General features: G+C 36.8%; 16 protein-coding genes. 8 read left to right on the top strand and 8 right to left on the bottom strand.

Annotated features, from left to right (window positions below; all coding sequences use genetic code 11):
* Nucleotides 1-253: 253 nt before the first annotated feature.
* On the bottom strand, nt 254-304 hold the full coding sequence (locus RWZ05_RS08875; protein WP_353511575.1) for a hypothetical protein: 51 nt from the start codon (nt 302-304) through the stop codon (nt 254-256).
* Nucleotides 305-924: 620 nt separating this feature from the next.
* Here RWZ05_RS08875 and RWZ05_RS08205 point away from each other — a divergent pair.
* Nucleotides 925-2,187 carry a hypothetical protein gene (locus tag RWZ05_RS08205; protein WP_314643615.1) on the top strand — a complete coding sequence of 421 codons (1,263 nt, stop codon included), beginning with the start codon at nt 925-927 and terminating at the stop codon, nt 2,185-2,187.
* 264 nt (nt 2,188-2,451) lie between these two features.
* On the opposite strand, the gene RWZ05_RS08870 is transcribed toward RWZ05_RS08205, so the two are convergent.
* On the bottom strand, nt 2,452-2,502 hold the full coding sequence (locus RWZ05_RS08870) for a hypothetical protein (RefSeq protein WP_353511575.1): 51 nt from the start codon (nt 2,500-2,502) through the stop codon (nt 2,452-2,454).
* A 242-nt stretch (nt 2,503-2,744) separates the two neighbouring features.
* Here RWZ05_RS08870 and RWZ05_RS08200 point away from each other — a divergent pair, with 242 nt between their 5' ends.
* The 3 genes from RWZ05_RS08200 to RWZ05_RS08190 all read left to right on the top strand — a co-directional run bounded on the left by RWZ05_RS08200 (nt 2,745) and on the right by RWZ05_RS08190 (nt 5,222).
* Nucleotides 2,745-4,034, top strand: coding sequence for a hypothetical protein (locus RWZ05_RS08200; RefSeq protein ID WP_314643614.1), 1,290 nt, complete (start codon nt 2,745-2,747; stop codon nt 4,032-4,034).
* A gap of 266 nt (nt 4,035-4,300) precedes the next feature.
* A complete protein-coding gene (locus RWZ05_RS08195; RefSeq protein WP_314643612.1) occupies nt 4,301-4,618 on the top strand; it encodes a hypothetical protein in 318 nt (105 codons plus the stop codon).
* A 16-nt stretch (nt 4,619-4,634) separates the two neighbouring features.
* Nucleotides 4,635-5,222, top strand: coding sequence for a hypothetical protein (locus RWZ05_RS08190; protein WP_314643611.1), 588 nt, complete (start codon nt 4,635-4,637; stop codon nt 5,220-5,222).
* A 204-nt stretch (nt 5,223-5,426) separates the two neighbouring features.
* Here the strand turns inward: RWZ05_RS08190 and RWZ05_RS08185 are convergent, their stop codons facing one another.
* Nucleotides 5,427-6,086: an HAD family hydrolase gene (locus RWZ05_RS08185; protein ID WP_314643609.1), complete on the bottom strand. Its 660-nt coding sequence runs from the start codon at nt 6,084-6,086 to the stop codon at nt 5,427-5,429.
* Nucleotides 6,087-6,210: 124 nt separating this feature from the next.
* Here RWZ05_RS08185 and RWZ05_RS08180 point away from each other — a divergent pair, with 124 nt between their 5' ends.
* Both RWZ05_RS08180 and RWZ05_RS08175 read left to right on the top strand, forming a co-directional pair.
* Entirely contained in the window at nt 6,211-7,554 is a 1,344-nt protein-coding gene (locus tag RWZ05_RS08180) for a hypothetical protein (RefSeq protein ID WP_314643606.1), read from the top strand.
* Between the two features lies 1 nt (nt 7,555).
* Nucleotides 7,556-8,395 (top strand): hypothetical protein, encoded by an 840-nt coding sequence (locus RWZ05_RS08175; protein WP_314643604.1) that lies wholly within the window; start codon nt 7,556-7,558, stop codon nt 8,393-8,395.
* Nucleotides 8,396-8,842: 447 nt separating this feature from the next.
* Here RWZ05_RS08175 and RWZ05_RS08170 read toward each other — a convergent pair whose 3' ends face one another.
* A complete protein-coding gene (locus RWZ05_RS08170; protein ID WP_314643603.1) occupies nt 8,843-10,150 on the bottom strand; it encodes an APC family permease in 1,308 nt (435 codons plus the stop codon).
* A 15-nt stretch (nt 10,151-10,165) separates the two neighbouring features.
* On the bottom strand, nt 10,166-10,906 hold the full coding sequence (locus RWZ05_RS08165; protein WP_314643601.1) for a gamma-glutamyl-gamma-aminobutyrate hydrolase family protein: 741 nt from the start codon (nt 10,904-10,906) through the stop codon (nt 10,166-10,168).
* 241 nt (nt 10,907-11,147) lie between these two features.
* On the opposite strand from RWZ05_RS08165, the gene RWZ05_RS08160 reads away from it, so the two are divergent.
* A complete protein-coding gene (locus tag RWZ05_RS08160) occupies nt 11,148-12,209 on the top strand; it encodes an AEC family transporter (protein ID WP_314643598.1) in 1,062 nt (353 codons plus the stop codon).
* A gap of 162 nt (nt 12,210-12,371) precedes the next feature.
* Here RWZ05_RS08160 and RWZ05_RS08155 read toward each other — a convergent pair whose 3' ends face one another.
* The 3 genes from RWZ05_RS08155 to RWZ05_RS08145 form a co-directional block, all read right to left on the bottom strand.
* On the bottom strand, nt 12,372-13,928 hold the full coding sequence (locus tag RWZ05_RS08155) for a polysaccharide biosynthesis protein (protein ID WP_314643596.1): 1,557 nt from the start codon (nt 13,926-13,928) through the stop codon (nt 12,372-12,374).
* A 3-nt stretch (nt 13,929-13,931) separates the two neighbouring features.
* Nucleotides 13,932-14,861, bottom strand: coding sequence for a class II fructose-1,6-bisphosphate aldolase (gene fba, locus RWZ05_RS08150; protein ID WP_314643594.1), 930 nt, complete (start codon nt 14,859-14,861; stop codon nt 13,932-13,934).
* Between the two features lie 263 nt (nt 14,862-15,124).
* Entirely contained in the window at nt 15,125-16,021 is an 897-nt protein-coding gene (locus RWZ05_RS08145) for an RluA family pseudouridine synthase (RefSeq protein ID WP_314643590.1), read from the bottom strand.
* A gap of 191 nt (nt 16,022-16,212) precedes the next feature.
* Here RWZ05_RS08145 and RWZ05_RS08140 point away from each other — a divergent pair, with 191 nt between their 5' ends.
* Nucleotides 16,213-17,823, top strand: coding sequence for a WG repeat-containing protein (locus RWZ05_RS08140; protein WP_314643587.1), 1,611 nt, complete (start codon nt 16,213-16,215; stop codon nt 17,821-17,823).
* Nucleotides 17,824-18,164 lie beyond the last annotated feature (341 nt).

Genomic DNA, 18,164 nt, shown 5'->3' with positions numbered 1-18,164 from the left:
ACTTTATGAAACAAGAGGCATAAGTATTTGTCACAAATGTTTGATTACTCTAGAACTACAAAACAGGGAAAGAAATACTTAGATTTCTTTCCTTGTTCAGATATGATATAATTTATATCAAAGTGAGGCATAAATGGTTTGGACGCCAGACTTCGCTTCTAAAGTAAAAAATTGAAGAAACGGTCTGACTTCACAGTTGGGCCTTTTTTCATGGTCTAATGCCGTGAAAAGCTAGCTTTAGCTAGAGGTCAATTCATTTAGCTGCCATAATAATGGTCGCTACAAGTATACCAAAGGAAATCATTAACGATAACACCTTGTATGTACTCATATTGATCACCGCCAATCTCTAGAAGATTAGCAAAGGCTGGACCCATTTAGAGGCCTCAAATTCAATATAGTGCTGTCAATAATAAAAGTAAATAGATTAGAGGTTCTTAATAGTCACCTAGGTGACTATTAAGAACTTTTTTCGCTTTGTAATGATTTACATAGTAATTGTTTTAATGAGATGTTTGTATTATCAATTTATCGCTATATATAAATTAAAACACGGAAGGGAATTGTTTAATTCCTTTCCGTGTTTAGATATGATATAATTTATATCAAAGTGAGGCATAAATGGTTTCGACGCCAGACTTCGCTTCTAGAATTTAATGTTGAAGAAACGGTCTGACTTCTATGTCGGGCCTTTTTTCATGCGTTCTCTCACCGCCAATCTCTAGAAGATTAGCAAAGGCTGGACCCATTTAGAGGCCTCAAGTTCAATATAATGTTGTGAATAATAAAAGTAAATAGATTAGAGGTTCCTAATAGTCACCTAGGTGACCAATAGGAACCTTTTACGTTTTGTAATCGTATTCATAATTGTGTTCTTATTATGTTACAATACAGTTAAAATTACTATTTTATGGAGAGATGTATATGTTAAAACATTTATTATTAAGTGCTATTGTATTGAGTTCAATTTGTGTATCTTGTCATGCTATAGATGTAGACTTACCTGGTGCAAACTCCAAAATATCTGAAGATGAGTATAAAGATTATGTATATCTTAGTCCTAAAATCGCATTGGAGCAAATTGCTAGTACACAGGCTATGATTAATCAAATTAAAGCTGATGGTACTTTTGAAAAATTAAAAGAATGGCGTAAGATATCTGATGATGCTGAATTGGAAAAAACGTTACGCCATGATTTTAAGCAGTTTATGACGCCAATAGATGGACAAACAGAAATAATAGAACATATAGAAAATAGTGGGATACAGCTCACAGTTCCATTTTCAAGTATATTTAAGATTCAAAATAGTGAACATAACTATACCTTAGAAGGTCTTACTGGCAGTACATATGTCGCTAGAGATTATAATGTTGTTGAAAAAGGTGGTTCTGAAAGAACATTTATTTATAAAAAATTAGATAATACAAAATATTGGAATCTAAACGTTACTAATTTGGATAAATCAAATCAAGGTACTATAGTAGGCATTACTTTTACAAGCAAAGATAATCCTAATACTAGTCATAGTATTGGTACGTATGTTGCAGGATCTGAATCAGAGTCAGAACGTAATATAAAAGCCAATAGAATTCTTGCAAATTATGTATTGCCTTCGATACGTTCCTTGAATAGACTTAACGAATTTTCTACTATTACGATGTCGAAGAATTTACAGTATCGGATACTAAATGGTTCAACTCGTACAGAATCGACAGATAAGGACAGTATATATGGATCTAAATCTTATACTGTAACGCATAAAGGACCATATGGAGTAAATCAAGTCCTTCAGATGATTCCACTACATGATAAGCAACAGCATTTTTTATTGAATGCCAAACCAGATGATCCATATAACTTTGAGACCCATATTGAGTATATTAATTCTTTATATGGTCATACCTTAAATAAAAAGATTAGATTGTCTCGGATTAGTAAAAGCTTCGTCTGGTTTGATGGTATTCCGGGGTTATTATTGGATTATGAATTATCTAATGGAGAGGGTAGATTAGAATTTATAACACGCGATAAAGACTATGAATATCGTCATATTGTTTCATATCGAGTAAATGGCCATTATACTTTGGAGCAACTAAAAAATATGTTGTTAGATGTAAAGTTGTTAAATACTGGAGATATGTATAATAGAGATATTGACTTATTTAATCTAAGATTAAAGTCTTAGCTTATCTTGAATTGCAATAAGTAATAAAATAGTAGAGCCTAATAAACATATATATGCCTATTTGGCGCACAATGATAACAGGGAAAGAAATAATACGATTTCTTTCCCTGTTTAGATATGATATAATTTATATCAAAGTGAGGCATAAATGGTTTGGTCGCCAGACTTCGCTTCTAGAATTTAATGTTGAAGAAACGGTCTGACTTCTATGTCGGGCCTTTTTTCATGCCCCAATTAGAAAGCTAGCTTTCAGCTAGAGGTCAATCACTTTGCTGCCATGATAATGGTCGCCACAAGTATGCCAAAGGAAATCATCAATGATAACACTTTGAATGTACTCATATTGATCACCGCCAATCCTCGAGTTGATTAGCAAAGGCTAGACCCATTTAGAGGCCTCAAGTTCAATATAGTGCCGTCAATAATAAAAGTAAATAGATTAGAGGTTCCTAATAGTCACCTAGGTGACCAATAGGAACCTCTTTTGCTATTATTTTATTACTATATGAGTATGTTACAATATACAAAATATAGTTAGTGCTTATTGAGGAGAAATTATGTTTAGAAAATCTTTGTTATTGGGCTGCCTAATTGCTGTCCTGGGTTTGAGTGGGGGTGGTAATGCCCAAGATTTACCAGGGTATAACCCAAAAGTTGTGGGCAATGAAATGTATAAGAATGACTTAATGGATAAGATTCTTAATGAAAGAATCTACAAGGCTATAAGTACTGGTGGTGATCGTGAAGAAGCGGAGATACTCTTTCGGCTTGATGAAATGACTGCTGACCAACGTAGAAATTTAAATTATTCTATATCTAGAGCCCAATATAATGCTGTAACAGAGGTACATATGCATACTGCAGAAGGTGGATTATCTTATACATTGCCATTTACAGCTTTCAGAGGTGGCACGCAAATGGTTCCTATCCCTGGCATGGCTGGGGCTGATGGTACTCTCTATAGATTTTACCATCCTTTTATTTATACAAGTTTATATATGGAATCTCGTCCATATGAAGAAAGCTCACAGTATTTGGGCAAGCCTTATAATGCATTGAAGCAAAATGATGTACGCTCTGCGTTGCAAGAAAAATGGACAAATATGCAGCAAGATCAATATGATGTATCCAGTATTGATGGTAGTACTTTCAAAAGAGACAATATTATAAATGGTCGTTGGAGCACCATGAAAACAAAGGATACACCTAGTTTTGTGGCCAATGACATTTCTTTTGCTTTGCCGAACGAACCTAATACTCAATATGTTATTACTTTATTGGTTAGAGAAGATGGTGAACGGGGAATTGGTAAGCGAGGAATTGAGGATATTATAGCCAATTATCTTGTACCAACCATTTTTCCTTTAGCTCGTTTAAATGGGTCTAGTCATTTTAAAAGTTATAATAACTATTCGTATAGGGTTTTGAATAATGCGGTAGAGGAGAGCACCGGTTCGGATAATATAAAGGTGTATAAAACACCAGGTGGTATTACACAGACTATTAGCGTGCATCCATATGAACATAAAGGTCCTATTTGGGTCAATATGGGGGATATTCTTCGGATTACACAAGCACAGTTAAGACTTAAGCCTAATATGCGTTATGGCAGTCATAAGTATATATGGAATGACGGAGCTCCTGGTGTACTCACAGTGTTTGCGTATGAAGATGGCACTGCTGAATTACGTTTTAGTACTCAAGATGCTCATAATCTTTATATCCATACGATTCATTATAATCGTGCGACAAGTGATTATAATATTGGTTTACTTTATACCATTATTTCGGATGTTAAGATTGCATATTTAGGAAATACTTATAAGGGTGAAGTGGATTATTTATAATAAAATAGAAGAGCCAAATAAACATATATATGTCTATTTGCCGTACAATGATAATAGGGAAAGAAATCATATGATTCCTTTCCCTATTTAGATATGATATAATTTATATCAAAGTGAGGCATAAATGGTTTGGTCGCCAGACTTCGCTTCTAGAATTTAATGTTGAAGAAACGGTCTGACTTCTATGTCGGGCCTTTTTTCATGCGTTCTCTCACCGCCAATCTCTAGAAGATTAGCAAAGGCTGGACCCATTATAGGAGAGCTATATGTTGTATTTAATTATTGCCATCATCGTCATTGCACTTATTGCAAAATCTCGATCATCAGCAAATAATCAAAGTGATACTGATGCGGATATAGAGAAACAAAATCGCATATTAGACGAAATTAATCGTACATACGGAAATATTGAATCATATGAACCACAATTGGAACCTTCAGATATGGAGGGAATATATTTTAATGAATTTCGTGAATATGTAAATGCTGAGGGGCGTGTGTTGACTCCAGCAGAGATAGATGAGATACGATATAAAGATGATTATCGGGAGGATATTGAGCAGGATTTTCCGCATCATCGTTAACCAGGAGGGCGTAGAGATGAAACAAATGATATGTGCTATCAGCATTGGTGTATTGTTCTCGGTACCGATACTTTCACAAGCAATTGATACAACACCTATGATACGTGTTACTAATGAATCTAACAGTCAATATGATGTTTCGTTGGATACGTTTACAGGCATAAAGTTTTATGGACCTTACCAGTTCCGCGTATTAAAGGATGCTATTGAAACGCAGGGTGAAACAAAGGACATTGATGGTAGGGTGTTTAGAACCTCTGATGGCGTATTTATGCATGTTAAGGCTAAATCTATTGATTCCACTTTAGATGCTGAGGTTAATGAGCTCGTTAAAGATAGAACTGTTCCTGAACCTACGGTTAAGATGGTACTACCTATTAAGCATGATGTAAAAGAGGTTAATCATGATGGTGTGCGCAGTTTACTGGCTGAATTTATGTATGGGTGGCCATTACAGAATCGGACGGATATGGTATTAGTTACTGATTATGAAGGTACTCGATATTATTATAAGCTGCAGTTTTATAGAGACAAGCTGCCAAATGGAATTCGTATTGAACAATTGCGCCAAATGATTATGGATGCACAGTTTAGTTATAAGTAAATTATATTGGGTTAGAATAAGATTGTAATTATAAATTAAAGAGGTTCCTAGTTGCTACGGTCGCGACTCATAGGAACCTCTTTTCTTGTGCACGAGTTTATATAGTTGTTAAACTATTATAGAATGCTTTTATCCATAGGGAATACAGTTTTGCCGAATACTTTAGCTTATGAATTTCGAATATACTATAAATTCTTGTGTACGTTATTTATTTAACGTTTCAACAATGCTTAGAATATCTTCTGCTTGACGGGCAATATGTGTTACGCCTAGTTCTTGATGTAGAGATTCTTCTCTAAAGCCCCAAGTAACACCTATACATAATAGTCCAGAGTTTTCAGCGGTAGCTACGTCTACTTCAGAGTCGCCAACATAAATGGATTCTTCCGGTGTAGAGTTTAATTCCTTTAATGCTTGTAGTACCATATCTGGTGCTGGTTTACGTTGTAAGCCCGGTCTTTCACCGATAGCAATAGGTAAGCGATCGCCAAAATATTCTTTGTTTAAAGGCGTAACACCTTCTTGAATTTTATTAGATACGATGGCTAATTTATAACCTTGTTCACGCAATACATCAAGTGTATCTAGAATCCCTGGGTAGGGAGCTGTTGTGTCTTTTAAATGCTCACCATAGTATGCTTTGAATTCCTCAATGTATGGCTCTAATTCGCTATCTGCTACAGAACTAGGTAAACATTGACGCATCAAGTACGTTACTGCATTGCCTAGTGCTGCCTTCACCTCAGATAAAGATTTTTCAGGAAAATTATGTGTTCGTAGCACATGATTTACAGCGTTAGCCAAATCTGTTGCCGTATCAAGTAATGTGCCGTCACAATCGAAAACGATGGTTGTATATTTCATAAAGGCCTCCAAATGTATATATGAACTATTATATTATAAGACAGAGAGCGAAAAATTTCATAAAAAATTAGACTATGTTACAATTAATATACCATAGTTGAGAGTTTTGAAAATGGAGAGATACATGATTCGTAAAACGATAGCCCTTTCAGTATATATTAGTTTGGCTACTGCTTTAGCAGGAGCTGTTGATGTTAATATTCCTGGTGCTGATAATAGAATTTCCGTAAATGCTTATGAAAGTTATGTACATCGTGATTCCTCAGTTAAAAACATACAAGAGAGAGCATTGAGAGACTTTCAAAAGAGCAAACAGTATAATAAAACTAAGCAGTTATATATAGATAATGGACTGTCTGAAAAGGAAGCGGAAACGGCCATTCGAGAAAGCTATGTAGGTCCTTTAAATATGTATGAGGGACAAACAGAGGTTATTGATCATAGTGGAACAGGCATTCGTTTTCTTGTACCTTATATGAGTTATTATAAAGTGCAGGAAAATAATATAGCTGATAAATTTACAGCCTATGATATTTTCTCTAATGATATAACGATAGGTTTAATTGTTGAGAATAAACAAAATTGGCAAAGCTCTGATTATATGGGGAAGTCATTTGATTCGATTACGGAAGATGATTTACGTAAAGATTATGAACGACCTATAAACATAAAAGAGTTTAAATCACTTTTTTATAAACCAGAAGATATTCATGGTGCGAGTTTTTCTTATGTAGGATTAACAGATAGTTACTGGGATTCTTTATATGGAAAAGTTAAGAAAAATAATAAAGATCAGTTTCTTTCTGACTTAAACTTTGCCTTTCCTAATGATTCGACTATTCGATATCATGTAGGTCTAACTGACGCTAAACAGGGAACGGGACAGCTAATTAGTCCTATTCTTGTTAATTATGTGCTACCATCTATAAAACCTCTAACAGATAGCAATGTATATTCTCATACAACAAAAATAGATGGTGAAAATTTTATCTATCGTATTCTTAATGATGCAACAGTTAAGGGTTCTGTAAGTGATGTTAAAAATGGTTTATCCTATAAAAGTCCTTCTGGTATAACGCATACTGTCTATATAGAAGCGATAGATAAAGAGAATGGGGCAGATACTATCGAGTTAGATAGTTTCCTTAATGAGGTGATGATTAATACTATTAAATCGCCTGAGGGCTATGTTTACTTCGCTAAGCGTATTGTATGGAATGATGGTGTACCAGGAATTTTAGTGGAACAAGAACAGGCTAATCATAATGGAATGATGTTATTTTATACTATGGATGGAAGAACAGCATTTACTAGTATATTGTATTATGATAGAAATATGTCCTATACTAAAGAACAACTTCGTAATATGTTAACTGATGTTAGGTTGGTTGCTATTCCTGAGAAATTTAAGGGCAATGTTGATCTTGCTAATATTGAAGATATAGTTAAAAAAAATTTGGAGAAGTAGTATGACTGAAATACAAGCTCTTTTATTGATTAAATCTATTCTCGAATCCGCGGATATTCACGGTATCGAATCTTTCTTGGCAGAGGGCTGCGAATACATGTCCACTGGTCGGGGCATTATTGGGCGCAATCGCAATGAAACGATTGAATTCTTATCCTCTATGGCTGAGTCTCTCAAGGCAGACAATGTGCCTGTTACATGTAAGGTGATGCATATTACCGATGTGTACGACGAGGATGCGTTATTTCATAAGGGTCGTCATGGTTTGACCGTTTCTTATGAAAGCGGCGATAATTACGTGTACATGATTTTTGTAGACATCAACGATGAGGGCCTTGTAGATCGTATCGTTTCTAATCAAGAAAACTATAGCATAGAGTATGATGATCTTCGCTTTGGCTCTGATGAAAGTGAATATGCTTTTATTACACCGCCAACGACTGTAAAAGACTGGCTTACAGCGCTTAGCATATGGCTAGAAACAGCGAATGTTGATGTAGATGATTTTTACCAGTATATCGATGAAGACACACGCGTTGTATTCCAAAAGGGCGATGCTGAATCGATTACACTTGAAAGTGGCCTTGATGTAGAGGACTATTTTGATCAGTTAATGAATCAACACTTCGATGCGGTTCCTCATATCATTCGCGATGAAGAAGATGGACTCATTTTGACATACGGTCCGATGAGTCTCATAGCTAGCCTTAATGAAGAAGGGGCATTGGCGCTTATCAGTATCTATATCGATACACGGGATGAAGACGAAGCCACAGACGAAGTAGGATATATCGAAGAAGACCTAACGGAGAATACTACAATAGAAGACAATTTGTTTTAACTGAATAATTTATCTTAATCGATATGACTAGATAATTTGTCTTAACCGATATGACTAGATAATTTGTTTTAACTGATATGACTAGATAAATCTATATGTTTTACTCTAGATATGTCTTAAATAAGATAGTACCAGTTAAAACTATTATATTTTGCATAACGTTATTTTCTATAAATAAAAACTACCAGTTTATCATATGTACCTAATGAGCTAATATTTATGATTAAAGTTAGCTTTACTAGTGAAATATGAATAACTGGTAGTTTTTGTTTTAGTTAAATTATTTTTAACTGGTAATATCTAGAAAATAGGTAGGTTCTAGAGTAATCGAAATTACTTTTAACTGGTAGTATCTAGAAAATAGCTTAGTTTTAGAGTAATCGAGATTACTTTTAACTGGTGGTATCTCAAAAAAGATACGATTTAATTTGTATCAATGTATTTCCTCTAAAGGTTGTCGTTGTCTTTAATGAGACCAGCTTTTTTCTTTTTCCAGTAGGAGTAGTAGAATGGCAAGATTACGATACAGCCACCTAACCCCCATAATAATTGGTTAGGTTGTGCTTGGGCAAGCATCCATAGGGATGTGCCAATAGCAATGACTGGGATTAAATAGCCACCAGGGATGGTGTAGGAACGGGCCTTATCTGCCCATTTACGACGGAAGATAATAACGGCCAAACATGTTGGTAGGTATTGCGTAAAACGAGATACCGCACTAATAGCTGCTAGTGTAGTAAAGGATCCAGACCATGCGAGTAATACGCTGGCAATAGCGGTGACAATAGCTGCTACATATGGCGCATTGTAACGATTGCGTTTTGCTAAAGCACTTGGTAACATACCATCTTCCGCCATAGAAGTAGCGACACGAGGTGCATAGTAAGCCTCTGCAAAGTTTATGCCACCCATGGAAATCAATGTTCCTGCTAATACAATATACATACCTATAGGACCTGCAATTACGTAAAAAGCATCTTGGACTGGTGCTTTTGTATTAGCTAAGTCGGAGCCGAGTACACCAATCGATACAGCGAGTATTGCCATATATAGGATAGACACGAGAAGCATACACATGATAATTGCACGAGGTAAATTCTTTTTAGGGTTTTTCATATCCTCTGCTGCAATGGCAATAACTTCAAATCCTGTATAGGCAAAGAATAAAAGAACCGCAGCTTGTGCAAATGATTCAGCTACATAGGTGTCTTGAGGGAAGACTGGCGTAAAGTTAGCACCATTAATAAAGAAGATACCAATGGCAATGAATAGGACTAACGGAACTAATTTAGAAATAGTGATTAAGTTATTAATGAATTTAGATACGTTAACACCAAATATGTTTACAATCGTAAGACCAACAATCAAGATAAATGAAATGATATTTTTGGCCAAATCACCACTTAGTGCAGGAATTGCAGCGCCTAGTGCTGTGGCAAAGCCAACGGCCATAGCAGCCCATGCAATGACTGTTACAATCCATTTGAGCACGCCCACTTCAAATGCCCAAAAGTCACCTAGTGCATGTTTTGCATATAGATAAGGTCCGCCATTACGTGTGAATAAGCTAGCAGCTTCAGCAAAGCAAAGTGCGATACAGCCGGCAATAATTGCATCAAATAGTAGAACACCTAAACTAGCTGGGCCGATTATAGAGTATGCTTTGTTTGGTAAGAGGAAAATACCAGTACCTACGATGCCGTTTATTCCTAGCAGGACGATACTCCAAAAACCAAATTTTCCTGTTTCTTTCATATTAAAACCTTCTTACTATTTAGTTAAATTTTCTCGAGCTGCCGTTACAAAGGCAGCAAATAAACGTTTTGCATTCTCATCATTTTCAGACATCATTTCTGGATGGAATTGGCAGGCCACTAACCAAGGATAGGAAGAATCTTCTAAAGCTTCTACGGTACCATCTTTAGCTCTTGCTACCACTTGTAATCCTTTACCAACATGTTTTACTGTTTGATGATGGTGAGAGTTAGTGATCCATGTGGAACGTCCAATAGCACTGGCTAATTTAGATTCAAACTCAATTTCTACCGTATGAGTACCAAGAGAAGGGGTTTGATTTTGGGAATGTTTAATCGTACAGTTTTCGTCATACTTTAAATCTTGGTATAGAGACCCGCCACGATATACATTTAAAATTTGGATGCCTCGACAAATACAAAAGATAGGAATTTGTTTTTCTTCAGCTGCTTTCAGCAAAGCAAAATCAAATTGATCTCGTTCTGGGAATACATCACCTAAACCTTGTAATGGTTCCTCACCATAATTCAGTGGAGATACGTCGTGACCGCCAGATAATAATAAGGCATCTAGTTTTGATACTGTTTCGCGAGCGACATCGAGATTTTTTGTAAATGGAATGATAACTGGAATGCCACCAGCTTCTTCGATGGAGCGAGGGTAATCTTGATTTACGTAAGAGCGCAATAAATCTACATAAGGACCACTAGTATCTCGTAAGATATTGCCAGATACACCAATGAATGGTTTTGTCATAATATCACCTCATATGTGTAAAAAATAATTATACTACTACTATAATTTTAGTATATCAAATATTCGTGAATAAATAATCCTATTATAGTAATTAATTATAAAACTTATACACGTTAAAATATGTTAATGTTGATACAGTTTCTAAGATTTGTATTGTATATGAGGCGAAGTTTATATTCATATATGTTTTGTTAAAAACATGGTATGATAGATTATAAATCAACTGTTCGGGAGGTTTATTATGGTTTTTCTTACATCCTTGCAGAGTATCATACCGATAGTGCTACTCATTTCGTTAGGATACTTTTTAAAAGGGCGGGGTATGTTTAACCCTAGCTTTAGTGGCAATTTATCGCGATTTATCATGTCCGTTATTTTGCCGGCCGGCGTCTTTGTCTCTGTATTGCATCACTTACATATGTCCGATCTATGGGATTTACGGTATGGCATGTTAGTAGTCATGTTAACCTATGTAATTGCCTATATTGTGGCTTTTATCATGATGAAACTGTTGAAAGTACCTAAAGGGCGGCGCGGCATTTTTATCAATATGGTGGTAAATGATAACTGCTTATTTATAGGGTTACCTGTGCAGATTGCACTCTTTGGACAAGAGGCATTACCATATTTTTTACTTTACTATATTGGTAACACTATATCAGTATGGCTAGTGGGGGTATTTTTAATTGAATTAGATCCGCTGCCAAATTCAGATAATGGACTAAGCGATAGTCACATTAATGGACTTGGGAATAAAGAGGAACAAGGTGGTAGAAAAGGTAATCTAGCGAATTCCGTTCAAGCTAAAAAAACTAAGTTTGATTGGAAGAAGTTATTACCACCACCGTTGTTAGGTTTCTTTGCAGCCTTGATATTCTTGTATTTTGAAATTCCTTTAGCACCTATATTACATAATACATTAAATTATTTAGGTGATATGGTGACCCCATTATCTTTAATTTATATTGGTATTGTCCTTCATGATGCGGGCTTAAAAAGTATGAGCCTTAATAAAGACTCTATGGGTGGCATCGTAGGTCGTTTTGTAATTTCACCAATCATCATGTTCTGCGTAATTATGGCCTTACAATACGGAGCAGGTATAGTACTCGAGCCAATCGCTATTATTACCTTTGTAGTACAATCGGCGGGCCCCGTTATTGCAGTACTGCCAATCGTGGCTAACGAAGCAAAATCTGATTTGCCCTTTGCTACAGGTCTTGTCATGATAAGTACCATACTATTTGTGGTCGTAATACCGATTATTATGGAAATACTTACTATGATAGGGATAACTGCATAAAATAAGGAGAAGGTTAATTTCCTTCTCCTCATTTTTATGTTACGGTGTATTTTTTTATGTATTACCTCATCTAATACAAAAACTTTCTATAAATAGCATTTATATAGGTAGTATAAAAAGAGGACTGGCTCAAATGAGTCAGTCCTCTAGGTGTTTATATCATTATCTAAAGAATCTACCTACAAGCGGCATACTAGCACCGTCGTTTTTATCAAGGCCTTTTAGAAGAACCATGATAATTACGTACAGTAATAAGCCTTCGATACCTGTAATTAAGAAGTTAGCCCACATAGGCAGTGTAGTAGATAAAGCTTGGTAGCTCATGTAAATGACCACGCCCATGATACCGGCACTCACCACATTTTTCCAAAGAATGGAGAAGTCGAGGAAGTAGCCTGTATATTTTTTGATGAAAATCAAGTTGAGTAAGGCCGCAAAGCCGATATCTGCCACAGTTGCCCATGCAGCACCGCCTATGCCGAGCTCAGGGATAGCCGTTAAGTTCCAGTTTAAGATTACTTTGATAATGATGGCAATGGCCATGTTTACCACTGGAATTCTAGGTTTACCAAGACCTTGTAAGATACCTGTCGTTACTTGGTGGATACCGAGGAAGAAGATGGCAAAGGCCACAATTTGTGTTGCCATTTCAGCCTTAGGAGCATTGTAGATCAATGTCACCGTTGGTGCCGCTAATACATAGAGCATTACTGTAAATGGTACGGTACCCATAAAGGATAGGCGCATAGCACCTGCTGTACGCTCGTAGATACCTTCATAATCGCGCTTAGCGAAGGCATGAGAGATAGATGGTACGATGCTTGTTGCCAGGGCTGCCGTAATAATGGTAGCCAAGTTAATAAGTGGTACCGCCATACCTGTTAAGTAACCAAATAGCTCTGTTGTTTCATTGAGGGAGAAGCCTGCTACCAATAAACGGCGCGGAACGATGATTAAATCGAGGTTAGCTGTCAATGGTAACATAATACTTGCTAAGGAAATTGGTAAGGCAAGCCCGATGAGACGAGATAAAACCTCTTTTGTAGATTCTCGTTCACCTTCGAAGATTTCACCCGTAATAGGAGCCTTAGGCAATTTGTAGTAATAATACAATAATACTAGGAAGGCACCAAAGGCACCGATACCAGCACCTAAGCTGGCACCGCCGGCCGCCTCAGGTAAACCGTATGGTAACAAGATGGCTGCTGCACCTAGCATCACCACAACCCGTAATATTTGCTCTACAATTTGGCTTATCGCCGTTGGTGTCATCATTTCATAACCTTGGATGTAACCGCGGAAGCAGGAAATCCAAGTAACGAAGAAGATGGCTGGCGCCAGCGCAATGAGGGAGTAGTAGGCACGACTTTCCTGAATGATGCCACTCGAGATGAGCCAATCAGCGCCAAAGAACATGGCAAGACTGGCTACGAGACCTGTAATGGTAAGTAGCGTAAAGGAAATGTTAAATACTCGTTTAGCCCCTGTAAAGTCGTTAAGAGCTAACCGTTCTGCCGTCAAAATAGAGATGGCAATTGGCACACCTGCGCTTGAAACTTGTAATAGCAATAAATAGATAGGGAAGGCCATCTGATAGATACCGATACCTTCACCACCTAAAATGCGGGATAGTAGAATCCAGTTGATACTACCGATGGCTTTCACCACAAAGCCGGCTATGGTGAGGATTAATGTTCCTTTTAAAAATCCGCTAGCCATAGATTATAGAGTGTTGGAAGAACCTAACACGTTTTTAATTTTGTGAGCTACCATGCCTTTAATAGCATCACGAGCAGGTCCTAAGTATTTACGAGGGTCAAATTCGGATGGGTTTTGAGCCAAGTATTCACGTACAGATGCAGTCATAGCAAGACGAAGGTCTGTATCGATGTTGATTTTACATACGGACATTTGCGCTGCTTGACGAAGCATTGCTTCAGGTACACCTTGTGCACCAGGAATGTTGCCACCAAATTCGTTACATTTTGCTACGAACTCAGGCAATACAGAGGAAGCACCGTGCAATACGATTGGGAAGTTAGGTAATAATTCGCCAACTTTTTTCAAACGATCGAAGTCAAGGTAAGGGTCGCCTTTGAATTTGTAAGCGCCGTGGCTAGTACCGATAGCGATTGCTAAGGAGTCTACGCCTGTAAGGTGAACAAATTCAGCAGCTTGTTCTGGATCAGTGAAGCGTGCATCCGCATTAGAGACGTTTACATCATCTTCAACGCCAGCCAAACGGCCCAATTCTGCTTCTACTACTACGCCGTGAGCATGTGCATATTCAACAACTTGTTTAGTAATGCGTACGTTTTCATCAAAGTCATGGTGAGAAGCGTCGATCATTACGGACGTGAAACCGCCGTCTACGCAGTCTTTACAAATTTCGAAGGAATCGCCGTGGTCAAGGTGAAGAGCGATTGGCAAATTGCTGTCTTCAAGAGCTGCTTCCACAAGTTTAACAAGGTAAATATGTTTTGCATATTTACGAGCCCCTGCAGATACTTGCAAGATAAGAGGGGATTGTTCCTCTTTAGCAGCATCTACGATACCTTGTACGATTTCCATGTTGTTTACGTTGAAAGCACCGATAGCGTAGCCACCTTCGTAGGCTTTTTTAAACATTTCTGTAGTAGTAACTAATGGCATGATGTCCTCCTTGGCCATAGGGCCTGTCATATTTGTTATGAATACTGTGACTGCAGTATTTTGAGCAACTAAAAACTAGATGAAATACTAGTATTATTGCAATCATATATTAATCAAATTAAGTATATCAAGAAACACTATAAAGGGCCAATATTTTTTGTATAACTTATGCATAAAATTTGCCCCTATTACGTGACCACGTGGGTAAATTTTGAATGATAGGTTGATTGTTTTATGAATTACTGTATGAATTACTGTATGAATTACTGTATCAGGTCTTTCATATCCTTTGGCATGTCCGCACTTAGCGCAAGCCATTCATTTGTCATGGGATGGTGAAAGCTGACGCGCGCTGCGTGTAGTGCTTGGCGCTGGATATACTCTAAATGGCCCCCATATAAGTCATCACCCGCAAGGGGATAGCCTAATTGAGATAGATGAACTCGAATCTGATGGGTGCGCCCGGTGTGTAATAAGCATTGTACGTGAGTGAAGTGTTGTTTACTATTGCTACGAATACAAGTATTATAGCCCACAATAGATACATCTGTACGAGCTGGCTTTCCTTCATGAGTACAATAGCGCTCAATGATACTACCTGGCTTACGACCTATAGGCCAATTAATGGTTAACGGTACAGAAGGAAGTTTTCCCTCAACGATAGCATCGTAAGATTTATGGAAGTATGTATGCTTTTTATCAAACGCATGTTGCACTACTGAAGTCTTAGCGATGATGACAATACCAGATGTATCCTTATCTAATCTGTGAATCGGATGAAAATCATAATGCTGATACGTTTCTTGGTAGTAATATAGTACTCCGTTAGCTAGTGTATGATCTCGCACGGTCGAGGTGGGGTGCATAAGAACACCAGCTGCTTTATTAATGACCAAAATATGCTCGTCTTCATAGACGATATCTAAATCCATAGGACTTAGGCTGAATTCCTGTTCTGGTATTAATTTCATGACAAGATGATCGCCACCGTGAACTAGAGTATTCCAGGTGGTAGGCTCATCATTAACCGTTATGATGCCCTCGTTTCGTAGACGCCGCCTCATGCGCTGTGAAATATGTTGTTGTTTTATAATATGATTCATAGACTGTGTATGTACATCAGAATCTACAATCAAGTCGATTATCGTTGCTGTTTTCATAGCTTTTATTATAACAAATAAATAGTAAATGAAGAATTTTTCATTTTCTGTTGTGCTTCTAAAGGTCTGTATAGTATAATTTATGTTAATAAATTTTATATATTTTTAATATATAGATTTGGGATAGATTTTATTGATCTTATTAATCTTATTGTTTTGTACCTGAGTTTAATTTGTAAAAGGAGAGGTTTATGAGACTGAATAGGAAATCTTTATTAGTTGCTTGTGTGTTGGCAACTATGTCTACAAGTGTTTTTGCAGCAACAACATCTACCACTAGTACAACAGTGACGAATCAAGATACACCAACATCTACTAGTACACGTGTGACTCGTGAGCAACATAGTTCTACCGTATCTACATCCGCAACCACGACTACAGAAAAATCTTCAAGCCGTTCTAGTGGTACCTCTGTAGGGGTAGGTGTAGGTATTGGCAGACTTGATACTTTTGTACCTATATCTGGGGCCGTTAAAGAGCCACCAGCAGGTGTAAAAAAAGCCATGAAGGTATTGAAAGATGATTCCTTACTACAACAAGGTTATTTAGGTCTTATAAAAGAAAAGGGAAAATGGGGGATTGTAGGTACAAATGGCCAAGTTGTACTCACTCCAGCCTATAAATCCTTAGATGCATCTAGTAAGAAGGATGGTACGTTCTTTGTTGAAGAAGGTAAAAATAAAATTTCTCATATTAAAGCCGATGGTACTGTATTAGAATCTGGTAAAGAAGCACAAGAAGCTTTATATAGCAGCCTTAATGAGAAGAATACAGCTGTTAAAGAGTTGAATGATTTTGACCCTAAAACAGTTGGTCAAAGTTATCCTAGTGATTCTTATGTGGCTTTTACAGAAAAAGGTAAATTAGGATTTAAAGATGCTAATGGTAGTGTAGTGATTCAGCCTCAATTTAAAGCATTATCTGATGTAGAAACTAAATTCAGTGAGGACCGTGCTTTTGTAAAAGCTAATGGTAAAGTGGTAGCTATCGATGGTAAAGGTACTGTATTGTTTAACGCTCCATCTAATGAAGTATATCCATACAAAAATGGCTTGGCTGAATTCCGCCGTAAGGTAAGTCACTTTGGTCTAGGTGGCATTTTAGGTCTTGTAGGCATGGGCTACTTATATAATCACGGAGGCGTATATATTGATGGCCTTGGTGGTCTTGTAGATGATGGCATGAAACGCGGCTATATTGATCGTAATGGCAATGTTGTAATCGATAGCAAGAACGATTATGTGTACCCTATGGAAGAGCATGGTACTTTGGTCCGTAATGAAGGTAAGTTAGGTTTCATGAATCGCCAAGGTCAATATGTTATTCAACCTGGTAACTATGAAGCAGGTACTATCGATATGAATAATGTATTGTTGACATTGAAAAATAAAGATACTAATAAATATGGTATTTTTGACATGGAAACGGGCAAACAAGAGGTACCGTTTAAATACGATACTATCGAGTTTGTAGGTGAGCATGAAATGTCCGTTACTAATGATACAAACCGTTATGTAGTAGATATGGCGACTGGTCGCGTTATCTATAAAGGCGATAAATCTATGAACGTAAAAACCTTCATTGGGGATACATATACCTGGGTATATAACAAAGAAGGAAATTATAAAATCTTATCTCTTGATGGTACAGTGATAGAAACTCCAGTTATGAAAGATATTTCTGGTACTGGTAGCTTCTCTCATGGCTATAGCCCTGTAAAAATTAAAGGTAAATGGGGCATTATCAACTCTAAAGGCGAGTTAGTAGTTCAACCTACTTACGATGAAATTACAATTTTATAATTATAACTTTAAGACTGCATTTGAAAAAGTGCAGTCTTTTTCTATTCTTGAGTATATCCTGATTATATGTATAAATTTTTTGTGTTAATCTATATATTTATTCAATAGATATTCAATGGATAACCCTCTTATGATTAATAATAGTTATAATTAAAAAAATCGATATACCTAGAAAATAAGCCTATTATAAGGTATAATTATAGAGATATATTCCGATTTGGTGTACTTTTACACTTTCACTTGGAATATGAGGATGATGAAAGTAATGCTATGAACCCCATGCCCAACGGGTTCAGGTGTAGGAGGTATAAAATGGCTAAAGATTGTTCCTTTGACGTTGT

It is taken from the genome of uncultured Veillonella sp. (genome assembly GCF_963543145.1).
Taxonomy (GTDB): Bacteria; Bacillota; Negativicutes; order Veillonellales; family Veillonellaceae; genus Veillonella.
The sequence above is the reverse complement of the archived record's forward strand: the minus strand, read 5'-3'. Positions and strand labels throughout refer to the sequence as shown.

Coding starts and splice junctions, on each gene's coding strand:
- RWZ05_RS08160 (WP_314643598.1), top strand. CDS start 11,148: ATGGTTTTTCTTACATCCTTGCAGAGTATCATACCGATAGTGCTACTC.
- RWZ05_RS08140 (WP_314643587.1), top strand. CDS start 16,213: ATGAGACTGAATAGGAAATCTTTATTAGTTGCTTGTGTGTTGGCAACT.
- RWZ05_RS08205 (WP_314643615.1), top strand. CDS start 925: ATGTTAAAACATTTATTATTAAGTGCTATTGTATTGAGTTCAATTTGT.
- RWZ05_RS08185 (WP_314643609.1), bottom strand. CDS start 6,086: ATGAAATATACAACCATCGTTTTCGATTGTGACGGCACATTACTTGAT.
- fba (WP_314643594.1), bottom strand. CDS start 14,861: ATGCCATTAGTTACTACTACAGAAATGTTTAAAAAAGCCTACGAAGGT.
- RWZ05_RS08155 (WP_314643596.1), bottom strand. CDS start 13,928: ATGGCTAGCGGATTTTTAAAAGGAACATTAATCCTCACCATAGCCGGC.
- RWZ05_RS08180 (WP_314643606.1), top strand. CDS start 6,211: ATGATTCGTAAAACGATAGCCCTTTCAGTATATATTAGTTTGGCTACT.
- RWZ05_RS08175 (WP_314643604.1), top strand. CDS start 7,556: ATGACTGAAATACAAGCTCTTTTATTGATTAAATCTATTCTCGAATCC.
- RWZ05_RS08200 (WP_314643614.1), top strand. CDS start 2,745: ATGTTTAGAAAATCTTTGTTATTGGGCTGCCTAATTGCTGTCCTGGGT.
- RWZ05_RS08145 (WP_314643590.1), bottom strand. CDS start 16,021: ATGAAAACAGCAACGATAATCGACTTGATTGTAGATTCTGATGTACAT.
- RWZ05_RS08170 (WP_314643603.1), bottom strand. CDS start 10,150: ATGAAAGAAACAGGAAAATTTGGTTTTTGGAGTATCGTCCTGCTAGGA.
- RWZ05_RS08190 (WP_314643611.1), top strand. CDS start 4,635: ATGAAACAAATGATATGTGCTATCAGCATTGGTGTATTGTTCTCGGTA.
- RWZ05_RS08165 (WP_314643601.1), bottom strand. CDS start 10,906: ATGACAAAACCATTCATTGGTGTATCTGGCAATATCTTACGAGATACT.
- RWZ05_RS08195 (WP_314643612.1), top strand. CDS start 4,301: ATGTTGTATTTAATTATTGCCATCATCGTCATTGCACTTATTGCAAAA.